Origin of the sequence: Nocardioides sp. NPDC101246 (genome assembly GCF_044767415.1) — a bacterium.
Lineage (GTDB): Bacteria > Actinomycetota > Actinomycetes > Propionibacteriales > Nocardioidaceae > Nocardioides.
The window spans coordinates 107,154-127,292 of record NZ_JBIWNX010000013.1 but is presented as its reverse complement, the minus strand read 5'-3'; the positions used below and the strand labels follow the sequence as shown (position 1 = coordinate 127,292).

Sequence of the window (20,139 nt, the reverse complement as noted above, 5' to 3'; positions counted from 1 at the left end):
CACATGTCCATTCAAGTCAAGGACGCCAGCATCTTCTACGGCGACTTCAAGGCCGTCGAGGACGTCTCCATGTCCATCAAGCCGAAGTCGGTGACCGCCTTCATCGGGCCCTCCGGCTGCGGCAAGTCGACCTTCCTGCGCACCCTCAACCGGATGCACGAGGTCATCCCCGGTGCCTACGTCGAGGGGAAGATCCAGATCGCCGGCCAGGACATCTACGGGCCGAACGTCGACCCCGTGGCTGTACGTCGCAAGGTCGGCATGGTCTTCCAGCGGCCCAACCCGTTCCCGACGATGTCGATCTACGACAACGTGCTCGCCGGCAACAAGCTCAACTCCAAGCGGATCAAGAAGTCCGAGGCGGACTCGATCGTGGAGAGCGCGCTGCGCGGCGCCAACCTGTGGAACGAGGTCAAGGACCGTCTCGGCAAGCCCGGCATGGGTCTCTCGGGTGGTCAGCAGCAGCGGCTCTGCATCGCCCGTGCGATCGCGGTCCAGCCGGAGGTGCTGCTGATGGACGAGCCGTGCTCGGCCCTCGACCCGATCTCGACCGCCGCGATCGAGGACCTCATCCACGAGCTGAAGTCCGACTACACGATCGTGATCGTCACCCACAACATGCAGCAGGCGGCCCGTGTCTCCGACGACACCGGCTTCTTCAACCTGAAGGCCGCCGGCCAGCCGGGTCACCTGGTGGAGTTCAACCCCACCAAGCAGATGTTCACCAAGCCGGACAACCCTGACACCGAGGCGTACATCTCGGGGCGTTTCGGCTAAACGCTCCTGAAAATGCAGCCGACTCGGCGCATCCTGACCCGTGCCTCGCGAGCGAAGCGAGCGAGAGGGTCAGGATGCGCCGACTCGGCGTTCTGTGCTTCTACGGCAGCTGGAAGACGAAGTGGCAGAGCAGGTAGGTCAGGGCTGCGACACCACCGGCCGCGGGGAAGGTGAAGATCCAGGCGGCGACGATCGACTTCGCGATACCCCAGCGGACCGCGGAGAACCGCTTGGTCGCGCCCACACCCATGATCGCCGAGGTGATCGTGTGGGTGGTCGAGATCGGGGCCTCCCAGACGTACGCCGTGGTGTAGAGCACCGAGGCGGCGACCGACTCGGCGGCGAAGCCGCGGGAGGGGTCCAGGTGGATGATGCGACGGCCGAGGGTGCGCATGATGCGCCAGCCGCCGGACATGGTGCCGAGGGAGATCGCGGTCGCTGCCGCGGCGATGACCCAGAACGGCAGGTCGTCGCCCTCGGAGAGGAAGCCACCGGTGACCAGGGCCAGGAAGATGACGCCCATCGTCTTCTGGGCGTCCTGCAGGCCGTGACCGAGGGCCATCGCGGCGGCCGAGATCGTCTGGGCGATCCGGAAGCCCTTCTGTGCCTTGTGCTGGTTGGCGCGGCGGAAGATCCACATGATCGCGAGCATCACGCCGAACCCGAGGCCGAACGCGACCACGGGTGAGATGAACATCGGGATGACGACCTTCTCCAGCACCGTCATCCAGTTGACGAACGCGCCGGCGGCGATCGCCGAACCGGCCAGGCCACCGATGAGCGCGTGCGAGGAGGACGAGGGGAGACCGAAGTACCAGGTGATCATGTTCCACGCGATCGCGCCGAGCAGGCCGGCCATCACAACGGTCAGACCATGTGCCCCTGATGGTGGCGTGATGGTGTCGGAGACGGTGTGGGCGACCTTCTGGCCCAGGAAGGCGCCGACGAAGTTCATCACCGCCGCGAGCAGGAGGGCGATACGCGGCGTGAGCGCGCGCGTGGAGACGGAGGTCGCGATGGCGTTGGCTGCGTCGTGGAAGCCGTTGGTGTAGTCGAAGACCAGGGCGACGACGACCACCGCGATGACGATGGCAAGTTCCACGGTGTCAGGATTCCTTGACGGCGATCTGCTCGACGGTGTTCGCGACCTTCTCGAAGCCGTCGATCGCGTCCTCGAGGGACTCGACGATGTCCTTCAGCTTGAGGACCTCCATCGCGTCGTACTCACCGGAGAAGAGCTTGGCGAGGATGCGCCGGTGGTTCTTGTCGCCCTGGTTCTCGAGACGGTTGATCTCGATCCAGTACTCGGAGAGCTCCTTCATGGAGCGCAGCTTGGGCATCGCCGCCGCGGTCAGCTCGGCGCAGCGCTGGAGCACGGTGACCTGGTCGGACAGCTCCGGGGGCAAGATGTTGACGCCGTAGACGAAGATCTGGTCGACGACCTCGTCCATCGAGTCCATCACGTCGTCGAGACCGGAGCCGAGGGCGTAGATGTCCTCGCGGTCGAACGGCGTGACGAAGGTCGAGTTGACCTTCTTGACGATCTCGTGGGTGCTCTCGTCGGCGGCGTGCTCCGCGTCGCGCATACGTCTTGCGACGTCCTCGCGATCGGCTGTGTCGCTGAGCATCTCGGCGAGCAGCGAGACACCGCCGACGAGGTGGTTGGCGGACTCGGTGAACAGGTCGTAGAACGACGTGTCGACCGGGCGGATTCGGAAACGCACGGGGGGCTCCTGGCTGGATGAGGCAGACCTGCGGGCTCATGTTAGGCGAGTCCGCTTGACACGACGAAAGCCAGGGCGTGTTCAGCCTGTCGCGGCGCGCCTTCGCTGGCGCTGGCGTGTGATCAACATCGCCTGGAGGTGGTCCGGAGCGTGGTTTCGGGCCCACGTCCCGTCGGGTCCGAGGATCCAGGCGTCGGTGGTCGGTTCGAATGCCAGGTCGAACAGTGCGCCGACCTCGGCCACGAGCTCCGGGGTGGGGAGGCGTACGAGGGCCTCGACCCGGCGGTCGAGGTTGCGGTGCATCATGTCGGCCGAGCCGATCCAGGCGGTCGGTCCCTCGCCGTCCTCGGTGGCACCGTTCTCGAACCAGAAGATCCGGGAGTGCTCCAGGAAGCGGCCCAGGATCGAGCGCACCTCGATGGTCTCGCTGAGCCCCTCCACGCCGGGACGGAGCGCGCAGATGCCCCGGACCAGGAGCTGCACGGGCACGCCCGCCTGGGAGGCCAGGTAGAGCGCGTCGATGATCGCCTCGTCGACCACCGAGTTGGCCTTGAGCCGGATCCTCGCCGGCCGCCCCGCCAGGTGGTGGGCGATCTCGGCGTGGATCTGCTCGATCAGGCCGTTGCGTACGTTGCCGGGGGCCACCAGAAGCTGCTCGTACGTCGCCTCCCGGCTCCAGCCGGAGAGGTTGTTGAACAGGTGGGCGACGTCCTCGCCGATCCCCTCGTTGGTGGTGATCAGCCCCATGTCTTCGTAGAGCCTGGAGGTCTTCGGGTTGTAGTTGCCGGTGCCGATGTGGGTGTAGCGACGGATCGTGCCGTCGGGCTCCTCGCGGACCACCATCGCCAGCTTGCAGTGGGTCTTCAGGCCGACCAGGCCGTAGACCACGTGGCAGCCGGCCTGCTCGAGCTTGCGCGCCCAGCGGATGTTGGCCACCTCGTCGAAGCGCGCCTTGATCTCGACCAGCACCAGCACCTGCTTGCCCGCCTCGGCGGCGTCGATCAGGGCGTCGATGATGGGGGAGTCACCGGAGGTGCGGTAGAGGGTCTGCTTGATCGCCAGCACCCGCGGGTCGGCCGCGGCCTGCTCGATGAAGCGCTGCACGCTGGTCGCGAACGAGTCGTAGGGATGCTGGAGGAGTACGTCACCACGGCGAGCCGCCTTGAAGACGTCGACCGGCGCGGCGCTCTCGACCGGCGCGAGCGCCGGGTGGGTGCTCGGCACGAAGGCCGGATACTTCAGCTGCTCGCGGTCGATGTCGGCGATGCCGTGCAGCCCGCGCAGGTCGAGCGGACCGGGCAGCCGGAAGACCTCCTTGTCGGAGATGCCGAGCTCGGAGACCAGCAGGTCGAGCGTCGAGTCGGTCATCGACTCCTGCACCTCGAGGCGTACGGGAGGGCCGAAGCGCCGCCTGAGCAGCTCCTTCTCGAGCGCGGTGAGGAGGTTCTCGGTGTCGTCCTCCTCGACCTCGAGATCCTCGTTGCGAGTGACCCGGAAGGTGTGCACCTCGAGGATCTCCATGCCCGGGAACAGCTTGGACAGGCGCTCGCTCATGACCTCTTCGAGCGGCACGAAGCGGTCGTTGCCCAGCGGCACGAAGCGGCTGAAGATCGGCGGGACCTTCACTCGGGCGAAGTGCTTCTTCTTGGTCTTCGGGTCCCGCAGCCGGACGGCGAGGTTGAGCGAGAGACCGGAGATGTAGGGGAACGGGTGGGCCGGGTCGACCGCCAGCGGCGTCAGCACCGGGTAGACCCGCTCCTTGAACAGCTTCTTGCAGGCCTTGACCTCCTCCGGCGTGAGGTCCTCCCAGTGCAGCAGCTGGATCCCCTCCTCGAGCAGCGCCGGCTTGATCTTGCCGCGGAACACCTCGGCATGCCGCTCGGAGAGCTCCCGGGTCTTCTTCCAGATCAGCTCGAGGACCTCCCGCGGCATCAGGCCGGAAGCGGCCTTGACCGCCACCCCCGCCGCGATCCGCCGCTTCAGACCCGCCACCCGGACCATGAAGAACTCGTCCAGGTTGGAGGTGAAGATCGCCAGGAAACGTACGCGCTCCAGCAACGGCAGAGTCTCGTCCTCCGCCAGCTCGAGCACCCGCTCGTTGAACCGCAGCCAGGACAGCTCCCGGTCGAGGAAGCGGTCCTCGTACTTCTCGACCTCGGCCAGCGCCTCATGATCGGGGATGTATTCGGGCTCGACGTCGAACGGCTGGTCGGGAACCGCGGTCAGGCTCACGGTGTCCTCGGCCGACCGGGTGGGGGCCTGCGGGTCGAGACTCATGAGGCTAGTGTTCCTCACTTGCGTGTCCTTGTGGGAGACACGATCCGAACTCTGGCCGTTGACGCGGACGTCTGGCGAACTACCTGTTACACGATGTCCCTACTAACGGGTAGTTTAGGTGCATGTCGATTCTTGCGCGTGCGTCCTCCGTGATCGATCCGCTGCTGGCGCCTGTGGTGACCCCGATCAAGGGTCTGGCGTTCACGGGGGCGTTGAACCTGCCGGCCGCGGTGCAGCGGCGGCTGGTCGGCGAGCCGGTGACGTACGACGGGCAGACGCTCGCGGTGGACACGCAGATCATGCTGTCGCTGATGAAGGTGTCGGGGGAGCCGGACCCGTCGACGCTGCCGATCCCGAAGGGGCGAGTGGCGCTGCTGCGGCAGTCGCAGCTCGGCGGCGGGCGCCAGGAGATCGGGTCGGTGCGCGAGCTCTGGGCCGCGGGCCTGAAGGCGCGGCTCTACGTCCCGGAGGGTGCCTCGGGCAACGCGCCGCTGCTGGTCTTCCTGCACGGTGGCGGCTTCATCTTCGGTGACCTCGACAGCCACGACGCTCCCTGCCGGCTGCTGGCCAGTGAGTCGGGGGTCAAGGTGCTCTCGATCGACTACCGGCTGGCGCCGGAGTCACCGTTCCCGGCGGCGTACGACGACTCGGTCGCGGCGTTCCGGTGGGCGGTCGAGCACGCGGCGGAGCTCGGTGTGGACCCGGCCCGGATCGGTGTGGGCGGCGACTCTGCCGGCGGCAACCTGGCGGCCGGGGTCGCGCTCGCGGTCGGCGAGGACTGCGCCTTCCAGCTGCTCATCTACCCGGTGACGCAGTCGGAGGCCGCGACGAAGAGCCGCGAGGACCTCAGCGAGGGCTTCTACCTGACCTCGGACTTCATCGCGGCCGCCACCGACAACTACCTGCCCGAGGGCGTCGACCGCCGCGACCCCCGCCACGCCCCGCTGTACGCGGAGATCCCGTCGACCGGGGTCGCTCCGGCCTACGTCGCGACCGCGGGTTTCGATCCGTTGCGCGATGAGGGCGAGGCGTACGCCGTCAAGCTCGAGGAGGCCGGGGTGAAGGTCGCGCACAAGCGCTTCGCCGACCAGATCCATGGGTTCTTGAACGTGGTCGGCGCCGGACGTACCTCACGCGCCGCCGTGCTGGAGCTCGCCCGAGTCCTGAAGGACAACCTGTAACGAAACTGAGCGACGCTCAGCCGGCCATGTCGGGGCGCCAGCGGAGAACCTCCCGCTGGAAGGCCTCGGGGTCGACCATCGACTTGTCGACCTGGACCGCACCTGCCTCGTCCGTGTTGAACTCGACGACCCACTCGTCGGTGGCCGGCTCGCCCTTGATGGTGATGTCGGTGTCGGTGTCGTAGAGGTCGTAGGTGTGGGTCTGCTCGTCCTTGCGTACGTCGAGCACACCCTCCTCGGTGACCGTGACGGTGCTCTCGGTCATCAGGGAACCGTCCTCTGGCCTGAAGGTGCGGACGGTGAGCCGCTTGGCGCCGAGTGGCTCACCCTCCGTGTCGTCGGCAGAGATGGCGCCCTCGGGAGCCGCGCTGCCGGCACCCGGGATCTTGGCGCCGGGGAACTTGCCGGACTCGGCGAGCTTCACCGCCGCCAGCCAGCCGCTCGAGCGGTGGGGGAGGGAGTCGCTCGGGGTGTCGGGCAGGTCCGCCAGGTCCGCGCGCGAGTCTCCGGACTGCTTCGTGTTGCCCTGCTTCTTGCCGGTCGGCCGCTCGGGCAGCGTCACGGGCGCGGTCGGAGGACCGGCCGTCGGTGCCGCCGGTGAGTCGACCGGTGCCGGAGCGGTGGTCTCGACAGGCTCGACCAACGGAGTGCGCGCGACCGGCTCGAGGGGCTCGACCACGAGCGGCTCGTCAGGAGCGTCCGGGATGGGGAACTGCGCCTCGGGCGGCGACGGGGTCGCGGCGAGGGTGAGCTCGAGGGCCTGCATCGCACGCTTGTTGGTGCTGCCGCCCTTGACCGCGAGCATGACGGCCTCACGCAGGTCGGCGAGCTGCTTGGCAAGCTGGGCGCTGCGGCGCTCGGCGATCTGCCGGTCCACGATGGCCTGCTCGACCAGCTGGGTGTTGTGCAGGATCGAGGCCTCGACGGCCTGACGGTCGATCGCCTTCTGTCCGGCGACCTCCTCGGCCTCGGTTCGAAGACGTACGGCGTCGGCGGCCTGCTCTTGGACGTCGGCGAGACGGTTCATCATCTCCGTCATCCGGCGCTCGGCTTCTTCGCGCTCGCGGGCCTGTCCGGTGATGAGCTCGGTCATCGACTCGTGAGCGGTGCGCAGCGCGGACTCCGCCGCTCGACGACCCTCGTTGGCCTCGGTCGCGGCGCGCTCGGCGGCGCGGCGGCCCTCCAGGGCCTGCACCGCGAGATCGGCGTGCTCGGAGGCGCGCTGGTCGGCCCCCATCCGGGCGAGGTTGGCGGACTCGGCCGCCTGCTCGGCCTGTGAGGCGAGCTCGGTGAGCTGCCGGTAGCGCTCCTCGTTCTCGTTGGCCTCGTGCGCGGCGGCAGCGGCGAACTCGGCGTACTGCTTCGCGCTCTTCTCCGCCTCGAGACGGGCGTCGTTGGCAGCGTCGGCGGCCTTGAAGGCGCGCAGCGCGGCCTCCTCCGCCTCGGTGCGCGCGGCAAGCGCCTCGGCTGCCACGGCGTACTGGTCGGCCGCGGTGGCCTCGGCCGCGGCCCGGGTCATCGCGTGGTCCTCGGCGTTGGCGTCGGCGGCCTTGCGCTCCTCGAAGGCCTCCTTCGCCGCTTCCTCGGCCTCGGCGCGGGCGGTCGCGGCCTCCTCGGCGGCGGCGTAGGCGGCCTCGGCCGCAGCCTCGGCGTCCTTGCGGGCCTGCTCGGCGATCTCGGCCTGCGTCGCCATCGCGACCGCGGACTCCTCGGCCGTGATGCGCGCGGCGGCGGCCTTCTCGGCCTCGGTCGCCCGGTCGTTGGCGGCCTGTTCGGCGGCCTGGCGTGCGGTGAACGCGGCCAGCGCCTCGTCGGCCCGGCCGGCTGCGGCCGCGTCGGCCTCCTCGCGCATCCGCGCGAGCTCCTCGGATCGGGTGTCGGCGGCGGCGCGGGCGGTGTAGGCGGCCTCGGCGGCAGCCTCCGCCTCGCTGCGTGCCTCGTAGGCGGCGCGGGCCTCGTCCGCGGCCTTGCGGGCGGCCTTCTCGGCGGCCGCCAGGGCGTCGCGAAGCTCGTCCATCTCCTCGAGACGGTCTTCGGCGGCGGCCTCCGCGACGCTGCGCGCGGCGTAGGCGGCCTGGGCCAGCTCGGCGTGCTCGGCTGCCTTGGTGTGGGCCTCGGCGGCGGAGGCGGCCGCGGTGGCGGCCTCCTCGGCCTTGGCGTGGGCGGCCTCTTCGGCCTCGGTGCGGGCGGTGGCCTGCTCCTCGGCGACGCGAGCCGCCTCGAGCAGGCGGCGCTCGGCCGCCTCCAGCTCCTTACCCCTCGCGAGCGCGGCCTCCTCGGCCTCGGCGCGCTCCTTGGCACGGGTGTCGGCGAGCTTCTCGGCCTCGACCCGGGCGCGGGCGTACTCCTCGGCTGCCTTCTCCGCCACCTCGCGCGCCTGGTGGGCGTCGGCGGCCAGTTCGGCGTGGAGCTTGGCGGTCTCGTCGGCCTTCGCGCGGGCGGTCGCGTGCTGGGCGGCGGACTCCTCGGCCACCAGCCGCTCGGCCGCCTGCTCGGCGGCCGCCTGCTCGGCTGAGATGCGAAGCGACTCGGCTGCGGCAGCGGCGCGGGCCAACTCCGCAGCGCGCGCCGTCAGGTCCTCGTCGTCACCCGGCTGGGCGGCCGAATCACGGCTCCACCACTTGCCACTGGGGGTCTGCGTGCTCACGAGGGTGAATGCTAACGGCGAAGTAGGTGGTGTGTGGAGTCTCCGAGAGGATTAACACGTCCGCTACCTGGAACTACACTTATGTAATTCTGGGTGGTGCCGACCTCAGTAGACGATCGCCTGTACGCCCTCGCGCAAGATCTCCTCGGCGAACACGAACGCGCCCTTGATGACCACGCCGTCGATCAGGTCGTCCTCGGTGAGATCGCGACGAGAGGCGCACTGGCTGCACACGGTCACCTGGCCGGCCTCGAGGACCAGCCCGATCAGCTCCTGCAGCGGCGCCGCGTTCTCGAGCGTGAACTCCTCCGCCTTCCCGGGCACCGCGAACCAGGTCGCCTCACCGGTGAGCCACAGCGACACCTTCGCGCCCGCGGTCGCGGCCGCGGAAGCGACCGTGAAGGCCTGGTTCGTACGCTCAGGCGTCTCGGCGCCGACGGTCACCTTCACCACGAGTTCTTGCATGCCGAGCACACTAGCGCTTGCGTTTCGGGTCGTAGCCGACGTACGGCCTAAACTCGGGGTGTGGCTTTCGAACTTCCGGAGAACCTTCACCCCGATGCCGGCCCCTGTGCGTGGATGCTCGGCACCTGGCAGGGCAACGGGCACGGTGACTATCCGACGATCGACAAGTTCGAGTTCGGGCAGGAGCTGATCTTCACCCACGACGGGCGTCCGTTCTTCCACTACTTCGCGCGCTCGTGGATCATCGACCCGGAGACGGGGGAGAAGGTGCGCGACGCGGCGCTGGAGACCGGTTTCGTACGCTTCCGCCCCGAGGGCGAGGTCGAGTGGGTGATGACGCACAACACCGGCATCGTCGAGGTCTGGTACGGCAAGGCCGAGGGCGGCAAGCTCGACCTCACCACCGACGCGGTCGCCCGCACGGAGACCGCGAAGGAATACACCGCCGGCAAGCGCCTCTACGGCAACGTCGAGGGCGACCTTCTCTACGCCTTCGACATGGCCGCGATGGGTCAGGCGCTGCAGCCGCACCTGTGGGCGCGGCTCAAGCGAGCCAAGAAATAGGTCCAGGAAGCAGTCGTCATGACCGAGGCCGCTGAGGACTGGCGCGAGGCCCTTCGGGCGAAGGGCTATCGACTCACGCCCCAGCGCGAGCTGGTCCTCGGTGCCGTCGAGCGCCTGCGGCACGCCACCCCCGAGGAGGTGCTCGCGGTCGTACGCGAGTCGTCCTCGGCGATCAACCTCTCCACCGTCTACCGCAACCTCGAGGTGCTCGAGGAGCTGGGGCTGGTGCGGCACGCCCACCTCGGCGAGCGGGCGTCGACCTACCACTCGGTCTCCGGGCGGCCACATTTTCATGCCGTGTGCAGGAAGTGTCAGAAGGTCACCAGTGTTGACCCTTCAGTGGCCGACGGTATCTGCGAGCGGCTGCGTGAGGAGTACGCCTTCGAGGCAGATGTCGCTCATCTGACCGTCTTCGGGGCGTGTGTCGACTGTTCTTCCGAGGAGCCCACATGAACGAGCACAGTTTGAATGAGCACAGCATGACTGCAAGCCCGCTTCTGTCTCTGCCCGGTGCCGTCGCCGGCGACGGTGCCGACGCACCCGTCGCGGCGCACTACGGATCGTTCAACCTGGAGCAGCGGACGCTGGCCTCCGGCGAGGGGTTCGTCGACCTCTCCCACCGCGACGTCCTACGGATCGCCGGGCCCGACCGGCTCACCTGGCTGCACTCGCTGACCTCGCAGGCTTTCGAGGGACTGGCTCCCGGGGCCTGGACCTCGGCCCTGATCCTGTCGCCGCAGGGGCATGTCGAGCACTTCTTCTCCGGCGTCGACGACGGCTCCTCCTTCCTGGCGTGGACCGAGCCCGGGGCCGGTGAGGCTCTGGTCGCCTACCTGGAGCGGATGAAGTTCTGGTCGGATGTGACCGTGACGGCCGAGCCGTCGCAGGCCTCCGTCTGGCGTCCCTCGCAGGGCTACTCGTTCGTCCCACGCGAGTCCCTGGAGACGTACGCCGCTGCCGCGGGCCCCGCCTGCGGGTTCTGGGCGTTCGAGGCTCTCCGGATCGAGCGCGGTGAGCCGAGGTTCGGCGTGGACACCGATGCGCGCACGATCCCCAACGAGGTCGGCTGGGTGCCGGGTTCGGAAGAGACCGTCGGCCCGGAGTACGCGGTCCATCTCGACAAGGGCTGCTACCGCGGCCAGGAGACGGTCGCCCGCGTCCACACGCTCGGGCGCCCGCCGCGGCGCCTGGTGCTGCTCCACCTCGACGGCTCGGAGAACCGGCTGCCCGCCGCCGGGTCGGAGCTGGTCTTCGGTGAGAAGACGGTGGGCTTCGTGGGCTCGTCGGCTCGCCACCACGAGCTCGGCCCGATCGCGTTGGGGCTGGTCAAGCGCAACGTACCCGTCGACGCGCAGCTCGTCGTGGACGGGATGCCGGTCGCCCAGGAGGTCCTCGTCGACCCCGAGATCGGCCTCCACATCCGCCCGCTCCGCTGATCGGTCCCGCGGTCAGAACCGTCCGTTCGATCGGACGGGTACGTCCGCGCTCAGCCAGTCGCGCGAGCTCCTGTAGGCCGTCTGGGACGCTGTGCGTTCGGGTCGTCCCGGCGGCTGGACCACGCTCGAAGGTGCGCCCCACAGGATCCAGCGCCGACGGGGCGGGAGAGGCAGCCAGGTGTCCTGGAACGAGTCGAACCAGGGCCCCGGCGGCTCGAGGCGGAAGCGGCCCTCGTCATATCCGGTGATCTCGGCGCCGAGAGCCGCCCAGTCGCCGACGACACCGATCAACGGGTGACGCATGCCCGCTGCCGGGTTCAGGCTGCTGTGCCAGGCGAGATAGACCGAGGTCGGCAGCGGTAGCCGCCACGGCCCGGCGACGGCACGAGCGCGATCGCTCCACGCGGCGTCGACGTCGAAGGCCTGTGTCCTCCCGACTCTGACGACGAACGGGCGCCAGCGGTCCAGCTCTGGGAGTGCGCACTCAGGTCGGTCGAGGAGCCTGTCGAGTCCCTGCTCGTCATAGAGAAGCGCGCTTCCCTGCTTGGTGGCTGGTCCTGCAAGTCCGGCCGCGAGCACGCGCCCCGCATCTCGCAGACCGATGTTGTGGGCGGCGGAGATGGTCTCGGCGGCAGCCCGGGCGGTGAGCTTCATATCGCGACGGTAGGCCTGAGCACCGACAGTTCCGTGTGTCTCTCGCGGCTACATCAGTGGGCGGCACCTTGTGAAAGATTCACAAGGTGCCGCCCACTGATGTAGTGACGGGCGACCGGTGTTGGTGATCAGCGCGCCCCGGCAGAAACAGCATCCAGGGCGAGGGTGACGAGGGCGTCGCCGGGGATGCCGGGGTAGCCGTGGCTGAGGGCGCGCCACTCGGCCGGGATGGCGGAGGCGCCCCAGCGGGCGCCGAGGAGGCCGCCGGCGATGGCGGCGATGGTGTCGGTGTCGTTGCCGATCCGGATGGCGGTGTTCAGGGCCTCGACGTAGTGCTCGGGCCCGGTGGCCGTGGTCTGCGCGATCGCGGACCACGCTGCCTGCAGTGCGGTCACGACCCAGCCGTTGGGGTTGAAGGTCGACGGCGGCTCGGTCTCGGCCTCGTCGAGCTTCTCGGTCCAGAAGGTGGCCTCGGCGGGGGAGAGGTAGGAGAGGCCGGAGCGTACGTCGAGCTCGCCGTGCATCACCGCGTGCTCGATCGCCAGGGACCACAGCGCGCAGCCGGACCGGGCGTGCTCGTCCCAGTGGGTCAGGGCGCTCACCGCGGCGGCCGCCTCGGCGACGGCCGCGCGGTCGCCCAGATAGCGGAGCGGGACCGGCGCGGTACGCATCAGGGAGCCATTGCCTCCCGTGTGACCGGTCGTCTCGTGCAGCTTCTCCGAGACGAGCTGCAGCTGCGCGGCGGTCGGCGCGGGACCGGCGGTGTCGAGCACCCGGGCGGTCTGGTTGCCGATGTCCTTCGGATCCGACTCCGCCCACGTCCGGAAGTTGTGGGCGACCGCGGTCAGCCCCTCCTCGGTACGCAGATCGAGCCCGCGCGCGGCGGCGTCGAGGATGCACCACGCCATGGTCGTGTCGTCGGTCCACTCCCCGGGTGCGAACGGGCCGAGCCCGCCGCCGAGCATCTGCGCCTTCTCGCCAGCGCCGAGCCGAGGCCGGTCGAACTCGTAGTGAGCCCCGAGCGCATCCGCCACCGCGGTTCCGACGATGGCCCCCACGGCCCGGTCACTCTGCGCTTCGGTCAGCTTCACGCGACCAGAGACTAGCCGCGCGTGTATTGAACGTGCGTGTCAGCCGCGGCGCGGGTGAAACCGAGTCCTTCGTAGAGACGTACGGCCGGGGTGTTGTCGCCCTCGACATAGAGATGGATGTCGCCGACGCCGGCGGCAGCCAGGTGGTTCAACCCGAGAAGCGTGACCAGCTTGCCCAGCCCGCGGCCCTGCGCGGCGGGATCGACACCGACGACGTAGACCTCGCCCTCGGTCTCGCTGTGGCGCTTGGTCCAGTGGAACGCGAGCAGCTTCTCGCCCTCCCAGGCGGTGACCAGCCCCGACGGATCGAACCACGACTCCGCCATCCGCTCGCGCAGACCGGCCTCGTCCAGCGATCCCTGCTCGGGATGGTGCGCGAAGGCGGCCGCGTTGACCCGGAGCAGCTCGGCCTCGTCGCCGGCCCCGAAGCCGCGTACGACGACGCCTTCCGGAGTCTCCGGAGCAGGCGGGAGCCCGGCGACCGGGCGCCGCATCACCCAGAGCTCACGGGTGCGCTCCCATCCCTGGGTCGCGGCCAGCCGGGCAGCTGCCGGGTTGTCCCCGTGGGACCAGGCCGTGGTCCCCGGCGCCAGAGACGGCGCCCGGAGCAGCAGCTGTCGCCCCAGCCCGACCCCGCGATGCTGGGTCAGCACGACCAGCGACAGCTCAGTGCTGACCAACAGCCCGAACCCGCGTACGTCACCCCAGATCGTGGCGTCCTCCGGACGGTTGCGCAGCGTCAGGAGGGTCGCCTCGTCGAGCGGCGCCACGCCGTCGTACGCCTCGGTCGCCTTCGCGATGGCCAGGACCTGATCGACGGTGAGTGCCATAGGTGCAGCCTAGGCGTCTGCCCCCAGGCGAGGAGACGGGGTCAGCCGAGCGCCGTCGGCGGCGGCCTCGTTGTTCTTCGACGGCAGCACGAAGCGATAGCCGACGTTGCGGACGGTGCCGATGAGGGTCTCGTTCTCGGGGCCGAGCTTGGCGCGCAGACGACGTACGTGGACGTCGACGGTGCGGGTGCCCCCGAAGTAGTCGTAGCCCCACACCTCCTGGAGCAGCTGCTGGCGGGAGAAGACACGGCCCGGGTGCTGGGCGAGGAACTTCAGGAGCTCGAACTCCTTGAAGGTCAGGTCGAGCGGGCGGCCGCCGATCTTGGCGGTGTAGGTGGCGTCGTCGACGACGACCTCGCCGGAGCGGATGACGTGAGCCTCGGGGTCGGAGGCCTCGCGGGCCGCGGAGATGCGACCGATCGCGAGCTTGATCCGCGCCTCGAGCTCGGCCGGACCGCAGGTGTGCAGCACGACGTCGTCCATGCCCCAGTCGTGGGCGACGACGGCGAGGCCACCCTCGGTGGCGACCAGCAGAACGGGGATGTCGGTGCCGGTCGTGCGGATCAGACGACACAGGTCACGGGCCTGGGCGAGGTCCTGCCGACCGTCTACGAGCAGCAGGTCGGAGTCGGGCGCCTCGAGAAGCGCGCTACCTTCAGCAGGAAGGATCTTCACCTGATGGCCGAGGAGCGAGAGCCCGGGAAGGACATCTGCCGAGGGCTGGAGCGAACTGGTCAACAACAGAAGCGAGCTCATTGGGGGTGCCTCTCGGTCAGAGAAAGAGGAGCACCGAAACGCAACATTGAGCCTCGGTGAGGTGATCGTTGCACCATATTAACGAAACCTCACGGTGACATAGGAAGGATGTCCACGAGAAAGTGACGAATGTTATAGAGGTCCGATACTGGGCGGCGGCCAAGTCCGCGGCCGGGACTCCTGCCGACCGGATCGAGGTCGACGGCCCGTTGACGCTGGCCGAAGTCGTACGCCGCGCCGCGGAGCTGCACGCCGACACCCGTCTCCCCGAGGTGCTGAAAGTCTGCTCGGCGCTCATCGGCGACCGCCCGGTGGGATCCCAGGATCCGAGTGCGGTCTCGGTCGAGCCCGGGGAGAGGGTCGAGTTCCTGCCGCCGTTCGCCGGGGGCTCGGAATGAGTTCACGCGATTCGGGGTTGTGCCCCTCGTGAGCACAGGAGCCTGGATCGCCGTCATCGCGGTCGTCGCCGCCCTCGGGTTCGGTCTTTTCCGGCTGTTCACCGACGGCCGCTTCCGAGGTACGAAGGAGCTTCACGTGGCCCACGAGGATCACGCACCCGAGCCGCACGCATGGGATGCGGTCACCGACGCGCTGGGCGAGAGCGAGCTGGGTTCGCGGGCGACGCTGGTGCAGTTCTCCTCTGCCTTCTGCGCCCCGTGCCGGGCCACCCGGCGGATCCTGGGCGAGGTCGCCGAGATCGTTCCGGGCGTGGTGCACCTCGAGGTCGACGCCGAGCACCACCTCGATCTGGTGCGCCGCCTCGACATCATGCGTACGCCGACGACGTTGGTCATCGACGGCGCAGGGAACGAGATCGCGAGGGCCGCAGGGGCTCCGCGCAAGGAGCAGGTCCTGAGCGCGATTCCTGCCCTCGATCTCGAATCCTGACACGCTCGTCCATATGACGAGACATTCGTTTCGTGGCCGTCGGCCGTCGCGCTACTGTCATCGCATGTTCTCGACCATGCTGACCAAGCGCCGCGCAGTGGATCACTGCCGCGTGCGCTCGGCGCTGTGTCGTTCCTGCCGCTGATTCCCTGAGATTTGTCGACCGAGTCGACCCAGGGGACCGCTTTCGCCTGTCAGGCTCGTCCTGACGACCTCCCCTCCACTCTCGCAGGAGCACACCTATGTCCGAGACCACGAGCACGACGGCTACACAGACCGGAATCGACCCCCGCGGCCCGCAGTTCACTGCAGCGGTGACCGTTGTCGTGCTCATCCTGGCCCTGCTGCTTCCGCAGCCATGGGCTCTGGTGGTCACGGTCATCCAGACGGTGCTCTTCGCGATCGGGGCAGGTCTCGGCGTTCAGCGGACCCCGCACGCCTGGCTCTTCAAGAAGTTCGTACGCCCCCGGCTCGGGGCCCCGGACGAGCTCGAGGACCCGGCCCCGCCCCGATTCGCCCAGGGGGTCGGCCTCGCCTTCCTCGTGGTCGCGCTCGTGGGCTACCTCGTCGGCGCCACCCTCGTGGCGCAGATCGCCCTCGGCCTCGCGCTGGTCGCGGCCGTGCTCAATGCCGTCTTCCGGTTCTGCCTCGGCTGCGAGATCTATCTGCTGATCAAGCGCCTCGCTTGATCCCCTGAACGCCAAGAAACAAACGAAAGGTACCTAGATGACCCGCGAGAACTCCCTCGTCTCCGCCCAGTGGGTGGAGGAGCACCTCGATGACCCGAAGGTGGTGCTGATCGAGGTCGACGAAGACACCACCGCCTACGACAAGGGCCACATCAAGGGTGCGATCAAGCTCGACTGGACCACCGACCTGCAGGACCAGGTGCGCCGCGACTTCGTCAGCAAGGACCAGTTCTCCGCGCTGCTCTCCGAGCGTGGCGTCTCCAACGACGACACTGTGGTGCTCTATGGCGGCAACAACAACTGGTTCGCCGCGTACGCCTTCTGGTACTTCAAGCTCTACGGCCACCAGGACGTCAAGCTCCTCGACGGCGGCCGCAAGAAGTGGGAGCTCGACTCCCGCGAGCTGACCGACGAGACCGTCACCCGTGAGGCGGCCAGCTACACCGCCCAGGACCAGGACCTCTCGATCCGCGCCTTCCGTGACGAGACCGTCGAGGCCATCGGCGTCAAGAACCTGGTCGACGTGCGGTCGCCCGACGAGTACGCCGGTCGTCTGCTGGCTCCGGCGCACCTCCCGCAGGAGCAGGCTCAGCGTGCGGGTCACGTGCCGACCTCGATCAACGTGCCGTGGAGCAAGGCGGCCAACGACGACGGCACCTTCCGGTCCGACGACGAGCTGCGTGAGATCTACGGCGAGGCCGGCCTCGACGACAGCAAGGACACCATCGCCCTGTGCCGGATCGGTGAGCGCTCCTCGCACACCTGGTTCGTGCTCAAGGAGCTGCTCGGCCACCAGAACGTGAAGAACTACGACGGCTCGTGGACCGAGTACGGCTCGCTCGTCGGCGTGCCCGTAGCGCTCGGCGACGAGCCCGGGGAGGCCTGAGCATGTGCGGAGCAACTGAGGGCGGGCTCTCGCTCGCCGGCGTCGATGTCGCCAAGGAAGCAGTCATCCAGGGTCAGGTGACCCGTGGCGGTGAGCCCGTCCACGGTGCCTACGTCCGACTGCTCGACCGCACTGGCGAGTTCACCGCCGAGGTGCCCACCTCGGCCACCGGCCACTTCCGGTTCTTCGCCGGCGACGGCGAGTGGACCCTGCGTACGCTCGCGCCGAAGGCGGAGCCCGTGGACAAGAAGGTCCACGCAGCGGTCGGCAACGTCGCCGAGGTGACGATCCCGATCGGCTGACGATCACTGACGTGGGAGCCCCGGTGTCATTGGTTGACACCGGGGCTCCCGTGTCGTTTGTCCTCTTTGAGTGGAGATATTGCGGTCAGTTGCTTGAATGGCGCTAGATTGTCCGGGTGACTGGACTGCTTGTGACCGTGGCGCCTACCGGGGCGGAGACCGCGAAGGAAGATTGCCCGCAGCTGCCGACGACGCTGGAGGAGCTGGTGGCGACGGCCGTCGAGTGCGAGGAGGCGGGGGCGCGGATGATCCACGTCCACATCCGCGACGACGACCATGCGCCGACGCTCGACCTGGGACGGCTCACCGATACGGTCGACGCGCTCCACGAGAAGACCGAGCTGATCGTCCAGCTCTCCACCGGCGGCTCGGTCCACGACCCGCTGGACAAGCGGCTGAAGGTGCTCGACGCCGGGCCGGACTCGTGCTCGCTGACGATGGGCACGACCAACTTCGGCGACGACGTCTTCTCCAACCCGTGGCCGTTCATCTCCGAGCTCTACCAGCTCACCCAGGAGCGCGGCGTGGTGCCGGAGTTCGAGCTCTTCGACCTGGGGCACGTCGCCGCGCTGCAGCGGCTGCTGGGGAAGTACGGGCTGCCGGCCGGCGGCAAGGTCCACGTCGATTTCGTCATGGGTGTGCCCGGTGGCATGCCCGGCACCTCTGCCGCGCTGGTCGCCGGCGTCGCCGCGCTGCCGGCCGAGGTGACCTCGTGGTCGGCGACCGGCATCGGCCGCTCGACCCTCCCGGTCATGCTCACCTCGCTGGCCATGGGCGGGCATCTTCGGGTCGGGATGGAGGACGTACTCACCCTCGCCAAGGGTGTCCCGGTCGACGCCAACCGTCAGCTCGTGGAGCGGGCATTCGAGGCTGCCGCGGTCGCGCAACGTACGCCGATGAGCACCGATGAAGCCTGGGCCCTCCTCGGCCTCAAACGATAGGCAATGGCCCGCAGGTCGCGCCGAGTCGGCTCGTTGTGACGGAAGTCCGCGTCGAGTCGGCTCGTCATAACCAGCCGACTCGACAAGATTTTCTGTCAGGACGAGCCGACTCGGCCTGATTCTTGGTCAGTTTGCGCCGACTCGGCGGTGAGGTAGCGGTCGATCGTGGGTGCTACCCAGGTGACGATCTCGTCCGCGTCCATCTCGACGATGGGCGGGAGATGGAGTACGTAGCGGCCCAGTGCGATGCCGAGGAGCTGGGTGGCGACGAGGGCCGCCCGGCGGGCGGCCTGGGCCGGGTCGGGGCACAGGGGAGCGACGGCGGCGGCTACCTGGGTGGCGAAGATGCTCCGCATCTGCTCGGCGGCCTGGGGGTCCGAGGCGGCCCGGCGGAGCAGGGCCATCAGGGTGCCCTCGGAGTCCCAGGTGCGTACGAAATGGGCGGTCATCACGCGGCCGACGTCGCCCGCCGGGGTTGCGGTCAGGTCAGGGAGGGCCAGGTCGATCGAGGCGGCTGAGGTGAAGAGATCTTCCTTGCTGCCGAAATAGCGCATCACCATCGACGGGTCGATCTGCGCCTCCGTGGCGATCGCTCGGATGGTGGTGCGGTCGTATCCCTGGCGCGCGAAGTGCTCGCGCGCGACGGCGAGGATGCGCTCGCGGGTCTCGGCTCCGGATCGGCGGGTGTCGGTCATGCCAACAAGTGTAGGCCAACACCCGTTGACGTCAATGACGACAGCGCGCTAGCTTGGTCAACATCAGTTGGCCAACGCTCGTTGACCAACGACCCGAAGCAAGGAGAGCATCATGTCCACCATCACCACTGATGTCCTCGTCACCGGCGCCGGCCCCACAGGGCTGGCGGTGGCGGCCAAGCTGGCCGCGGCCGGCATCGACGTCACCGTCATCGACAACCAGGCCTCCGGGGACAACACCTCCCGGGCCGCTGTCGTCCACGCCCGGACCCTGGAGGTCCTCGCCGACCTCGGTGTCTCCGCCCGCCTGGTCGAGGAGGGTATCGAGGCGCCACGCTTCACCATCCGGGACCGCGACAAGGTCCTGGTGCCGATCCGTTTCGACGACCTGCCCAGCGAGTTCCCCTACGCCCTGGTGCTCCCCCAGGCGGTCACCGAGCGGGTTCTCCTCGAGCGCCTCACCGAGCTCGGCGGTCACGTACGCCGCCCGCTCACCCTCGTCGACCTCCGCCAGGACGACGACGGCGTCACCGCCACCACCGAGGACGGCACCGAGATCCGGGCGCGCTACCTCGTCGGCGCCGACGGCATGCACTCCATCGTGCGCGACAAGGCCGGGATCGGCTTCCCGGGAGGCAAGTACGCCGAGTCGTTCAGCCTCGCCGACGTACGCATCGAGGGCGACCTGCCGCACGACGAGGTCATCCTCTACTTCTCGCCCGAGGGCACCCTGGTCTCCGCGCCCCTGCCCGACGGCTCGTTCCGGTTCGTCGCGCCGGTCGTCGAGGCGCCGGCCGAGCCCGACGTCGACTACGTGCAGGGTCTCCTCGACCGGCGCGGTGGTATGAAGAGCCCGGTCAAGGTCACCGAGGTCGTGTGGGGATCCCGGTTCCGGGTCCACCACCGCGTCGCCGACGCCTACCGCGTCGGGCGGGTGCTGATCGCGGGCGACGCGGCCCACGTGCACAGCCCCGCCGGCGGCCAGGGCATGAACACCGGACTCCAGGACGCGGTCGTGCTCGGGGACGCGCTCGTCGCCACGATCGCGAACGGCGACGAGGCCGCGCTCGACGGCTACGCCGCCCGCCGCCGGCCGGTCGCCGAGGAGGTCATCGCGCTCTCCGACCGGCTGACCCGGTTCGGCATTGCGCAGGGGGCCCGACGCAACGTACGGAACCTGGTGCTGTCCACCCTCGCGAGGCTCCCGCGCTTCCGCCGGATGCTCGCCTGGCGTCTGTCCGGGCTGGTCTACCGCGACCGCTGAGGGGCCCGCCGAGTCGGCGCATCCTGACCAAGATTCACCGAGTCGGCTCGTTCTGACGAGCCGACTCGGCGC

22 protein-coding genes are annotated in these 20,139 nt (G+C 69.0%); 12 read left to right on the top strand and 10 right to left on the bottom strand.

Annotated features, from left to right (window positions below; all coding sequences use genetic code 11):
• Window positions 1-3: 3 nt before the first annotated feature.
• Entirely contained in the window at window positions 4-777 is a 774-nt protein-coding gene (pstB, locus tag ACIRON_RS22890) for a phosphate ABC transporter ATP-binding protein PstB (RefSeq protein ID WP_141801331.1), read from the top strand.
• Between the two features lie 100 nt (window positions 778-877).
• Here the strand turns inward: pstB and ACIRON_RS22885 are convergent, their stop codons facing one another.
• From ACIRON_RS22885 to ACIRON_RS22875, 3 genes are all read right to left on the bottom strand, one after another.
• Window positions 878-1,879, bottom strand: a complete 1,002-nt coding sequence (locus ACIRON_RS22885) for an anion permease (RefSeq protein ID WP_402995777.1) — start codon at window positions 1,877-1,879, stop codon at window positions 878-880.
• Window positions 1,880-1,883: 4 nt separating this feature from the next.
• On the bottom strand, window positions 1,884-2,501 hold the full coding sequence (locus ACIRON_RS22880) for a DUF47 domain-containing protein (RefSeq protein ID WP_091045846.1): 618 nt from the start codon (window positions 2,499-2,501) through the stop codon (window positions 1,884-1,886).
• Window positions 2,502-2,582: 81 nt separating this feature from the next.
• A complete protein-coding gene (locus ACIRON_RS22875) occupies window positions 2,583-4,778 on the bottom strand; it encodes an RNA degradosome polyphosphate kinase (protein ID WP_402995775.1) in 2,196 nt (731 codons plus the stop codon).
• Between the two features lie 122 nt (window positions 4,779-4,900).
• On the opposite strand from ACIRON_RS22875, the gene ACIRON_RS22870 reads away from it, so the two are divergent.
• Window positions 4,901-5,959, top strand: coding sequence for an alpha/beta hydrolase (locus tag ACIRON_RS22870; RefSeq protein ID WP_402995773.1), 1,059 nt, complete (start codon window positions 4,901-4,903; stop codon window positions 5,957-5,959).
• Between the two features lie 16 nt (window positions 5,960-5,975).
• Here the strand turns inward: ACIRON_RS22870 and ACIRON_RS22865 are convergent, their stop codons facing one another.
• Both ACIRON_RS22865 and ACIRON_RS22860 read right to left on the bottom strand, forming a co-directional pair.
• Entirely contained in the window at window positions 5,976-8,606 is a 2,631-nt protein-coding gene (locus ACIRON_RS22865) for a hypothetical protein (RefSeq protein WP_402995771.1), read from the bottom strand.
• Window positions 8,607-8,711: 105 nt separating this feature from the next.
• Window positions 8,712-9,071 (bottom strand): DsrE family protein, encoded by a 360-nt coding sequence (locus ACIRON_RS22860; RefSeq protein ID WP_091046302.1) that lies wholly within the window; start codon window positions 9,069-9,071, stop codon window positions 8,712-8,714.
• 60 nt (window positions 9,072-9,131) lie between these two features.
• Here ACIRON_RS22860 and ACIRON_RS22855 point away from each other — a divergent pair, with 60 nt between their 5' ends.
• From ACIRON_RS22855 to ACIRON_RS22845, 3 genes are read left to right on the top strand one after another with little or no spacing between them, the layout of a single operon-like run.
• A complete protein-coding gene (locus ACIRON_RS22855; RefSeq protein WP_350661015.1) occupies window positions 9,132-9,635 on the top strand; it encodes an FABP family protein in 504 nt (167 codons plus the stop codon).
• Window positions 9,636-9,653: 18 nt separating this feature from the next.
• On the top strand, window positions 9,654-10,088 hold the full coding sequence (locus ACIRON_RS22850) for a Fur family transcriptional regulator (protein ID WP_402995768.1): 435 nt from the start codon (window positions 9,654-9,656) through the stop codon (window positions 10,086-10,088).
• A gap of 26 nt (window positions 10,089-10,114) precedes the next feature.
• The gene (locus ACIRON_RS22845; protein ID WP_402995766.1) at window positions 10,115-11,071 is read left to right on the top strand and encodes a YgfZ/GcvT domain-containing protein; all 957 of its coding nucleotides are present in this window, start codon (window positions 10,115-10,117) and stop codon (window positions 11,069-11,071) included.
• A gap of 12 nt (window positions 11,072-11,083) precedes the next feature.
• Here the strand turns inward: ACIRON_RS22845 and ACIRON_RS22840 are convergent, their stop codons facing one another.
• From ACIRON_RS22840 to ACIRON_RS22825, 4 genes are all read right to left on the bottom strand, one after another.
• Window positions 11,084-11,725 carry a hypothetical protein gene (locus ACIRON_RS22840; RefSeq protein ID WP_402995764.1) on the bottom strand — a complete coding sequence of 214 codons (642 nt, stop codon included), beginning with the start codon at window positions 11,723-11,725 and terminating at the stop codon, window positions 11,084-11,086.
• 128 nt (window positions 11,726-11,853) lie between these two features.
• Window positions 11,854-12,816 carry an ADP-ribosylglycohydrolase family protein gene (locus tag ACIRON_RS22835; RefSeq protein WP_402995762.1) on the bottom strand — a complete coding sequence of 321 codons (963 nt, stop codon included), beginning with the start codon at window positions 12,814-12,816 and terminating at the stop codon, window positions 11,854-11,856.
• Window positions 12,817-12,827: 11 nt separating this feature from the next.
• Window positions 12,828-13,646 (bottom strand): mycothiol synthase, encoded by an 819-nt coding sequence (gene mshD, locus ACIRON_RS22830; protein ID WP_402995760.1) that lies wholly within the window; start codon window positions 13,644-13,646, stop codon window positions 12,828-12,830.
• Between the two features lie 9 nt (window positions 13,647-13,655).
• Entirely contained in the window at window positions 13,656-14,402 is a 747-nt protein-coding gene (locus ACIRON_RS22825) for a response regulator transcription factor (protein WP_091045869.1), read from the bottom strand.
• A 122-nt stretch (window positions 14,403-14,524) separates the two neighbouring features.
• Between ACIRON_RS22825 and ACIRON_RS22820 the strand changes: the two genes are divergently transcribed.
• The 6 genes from ACIRON_RS22820 (at window position 14,525) to ACIRON_RS22795 (ending at window position 18,108) form a co-directional block, all read left to right on the top strand.
• Window positions 14,525-14,800: a MoaD/ThiS family protein gene (locus ACIRON_RS22820; protein WP_091045872.1), complete on the top strand. Its 276-nt coding sequence runs from the start codon at window positions 14,525-14,527 to the stop codon at window positions 14,798-14,800.
• Between the two features lie 28 nt (window positions 14,801-14,828).
• Window positions 14,829-15,290 (top strand): thioredoxin family protein, encoded by a 462-nt coding sequence (locus ACIRON_RS22815; protein ID WP_402995757.1) that lies wholly within the window; start codon window positions 14,829-14,831, stop codon window positions 15,288-15,290.
• Window positions 15,291-15,532: 242 nt separating this feature from the next.
• On the top strand, window positions 15,533-15,979 hold the full coding sequence (locus ACIRON_RS22810; protein ID WP_402995755.1) for a DUF4395 domain-containing protein: 447 nt from the start codon (window positions 15,533-15,535) through the stop codon (window positions 15,977-15,979).
• 37 nt (window positions 15,980-16,016) lie between these two features.
• Window positions 16,017-16,865 carry a sulfurtransferase gene (locus tag ACIRON_RS22805; protein WP_402995753.1) on the top strand — a complete coding sequence of 283 codons (849 nt, stop codon included), beginning with the start codon at window positions 16,017-16,019 and terminating at the stop codon, window positions 16,863-16,865.
• A gap of 2 nt (window positions 16,866-16,867) precedes the next feature.
• A complete protein-coding gene (locus ACIRON_RS22800) occupies window positions 16,868-17,167 on the top strand; it encodes a DUF1416 domain-containing protein (RefSeq protein ID WP_045549621.1) in 300 nt (99 codons plus the stop codon).
• A gap of 116 nt (window positions 17,168-17,283) precedes the next feature.
• Window positions 17,284-18,108 (top strand): 3-keto-5-aminohexanoate cleavage protein, encoded by an 825-nt coding sequence (locus ACIRON_RS22795; RefSeq protein ID WP_402995751.1) that lies wholly within the window; start codon window positions 17,284-17,286, stop codon window positions 18,106-18,108.
• Between the two features lie 95 nt (window positions 18,109-18,203).
• Here ACIRON_RS22795 and ACIRON_RS22790 read toward each other — a convergent pair whose 3' ends face one another.
• Window positions 18,204-18,803, bottom strand: coding sequence for a TetR family transcriptional regulator (locus tag ACIRON_RS22790; protein WP_402995749.1), 600 nt, complete (start codon window positions 18,801-18,803; stop codon window positions 18,204-18,206).
• Window positions 18,804-18,915: 112 nt separating this feature from the next.
• On the opposite strand from ACIRON_RS22790, the gene ACIRON_RS22785 reads away from it, so the two are divergent.
• Window positions 18,916-20,067: an FAD-dependent monooxygenase gene (locus tag ACIRON_RS22785; RefSeq protein ID WP_402995747.1), complete on the top strand. Its 1,152-nt coding sequence runs from the start codon at window positions 18,916-18,918 to the stop codon at window positions 20,065-20,067.
• Window positions 20,068-20,139 lie beyond the last annotated feature (72 nt).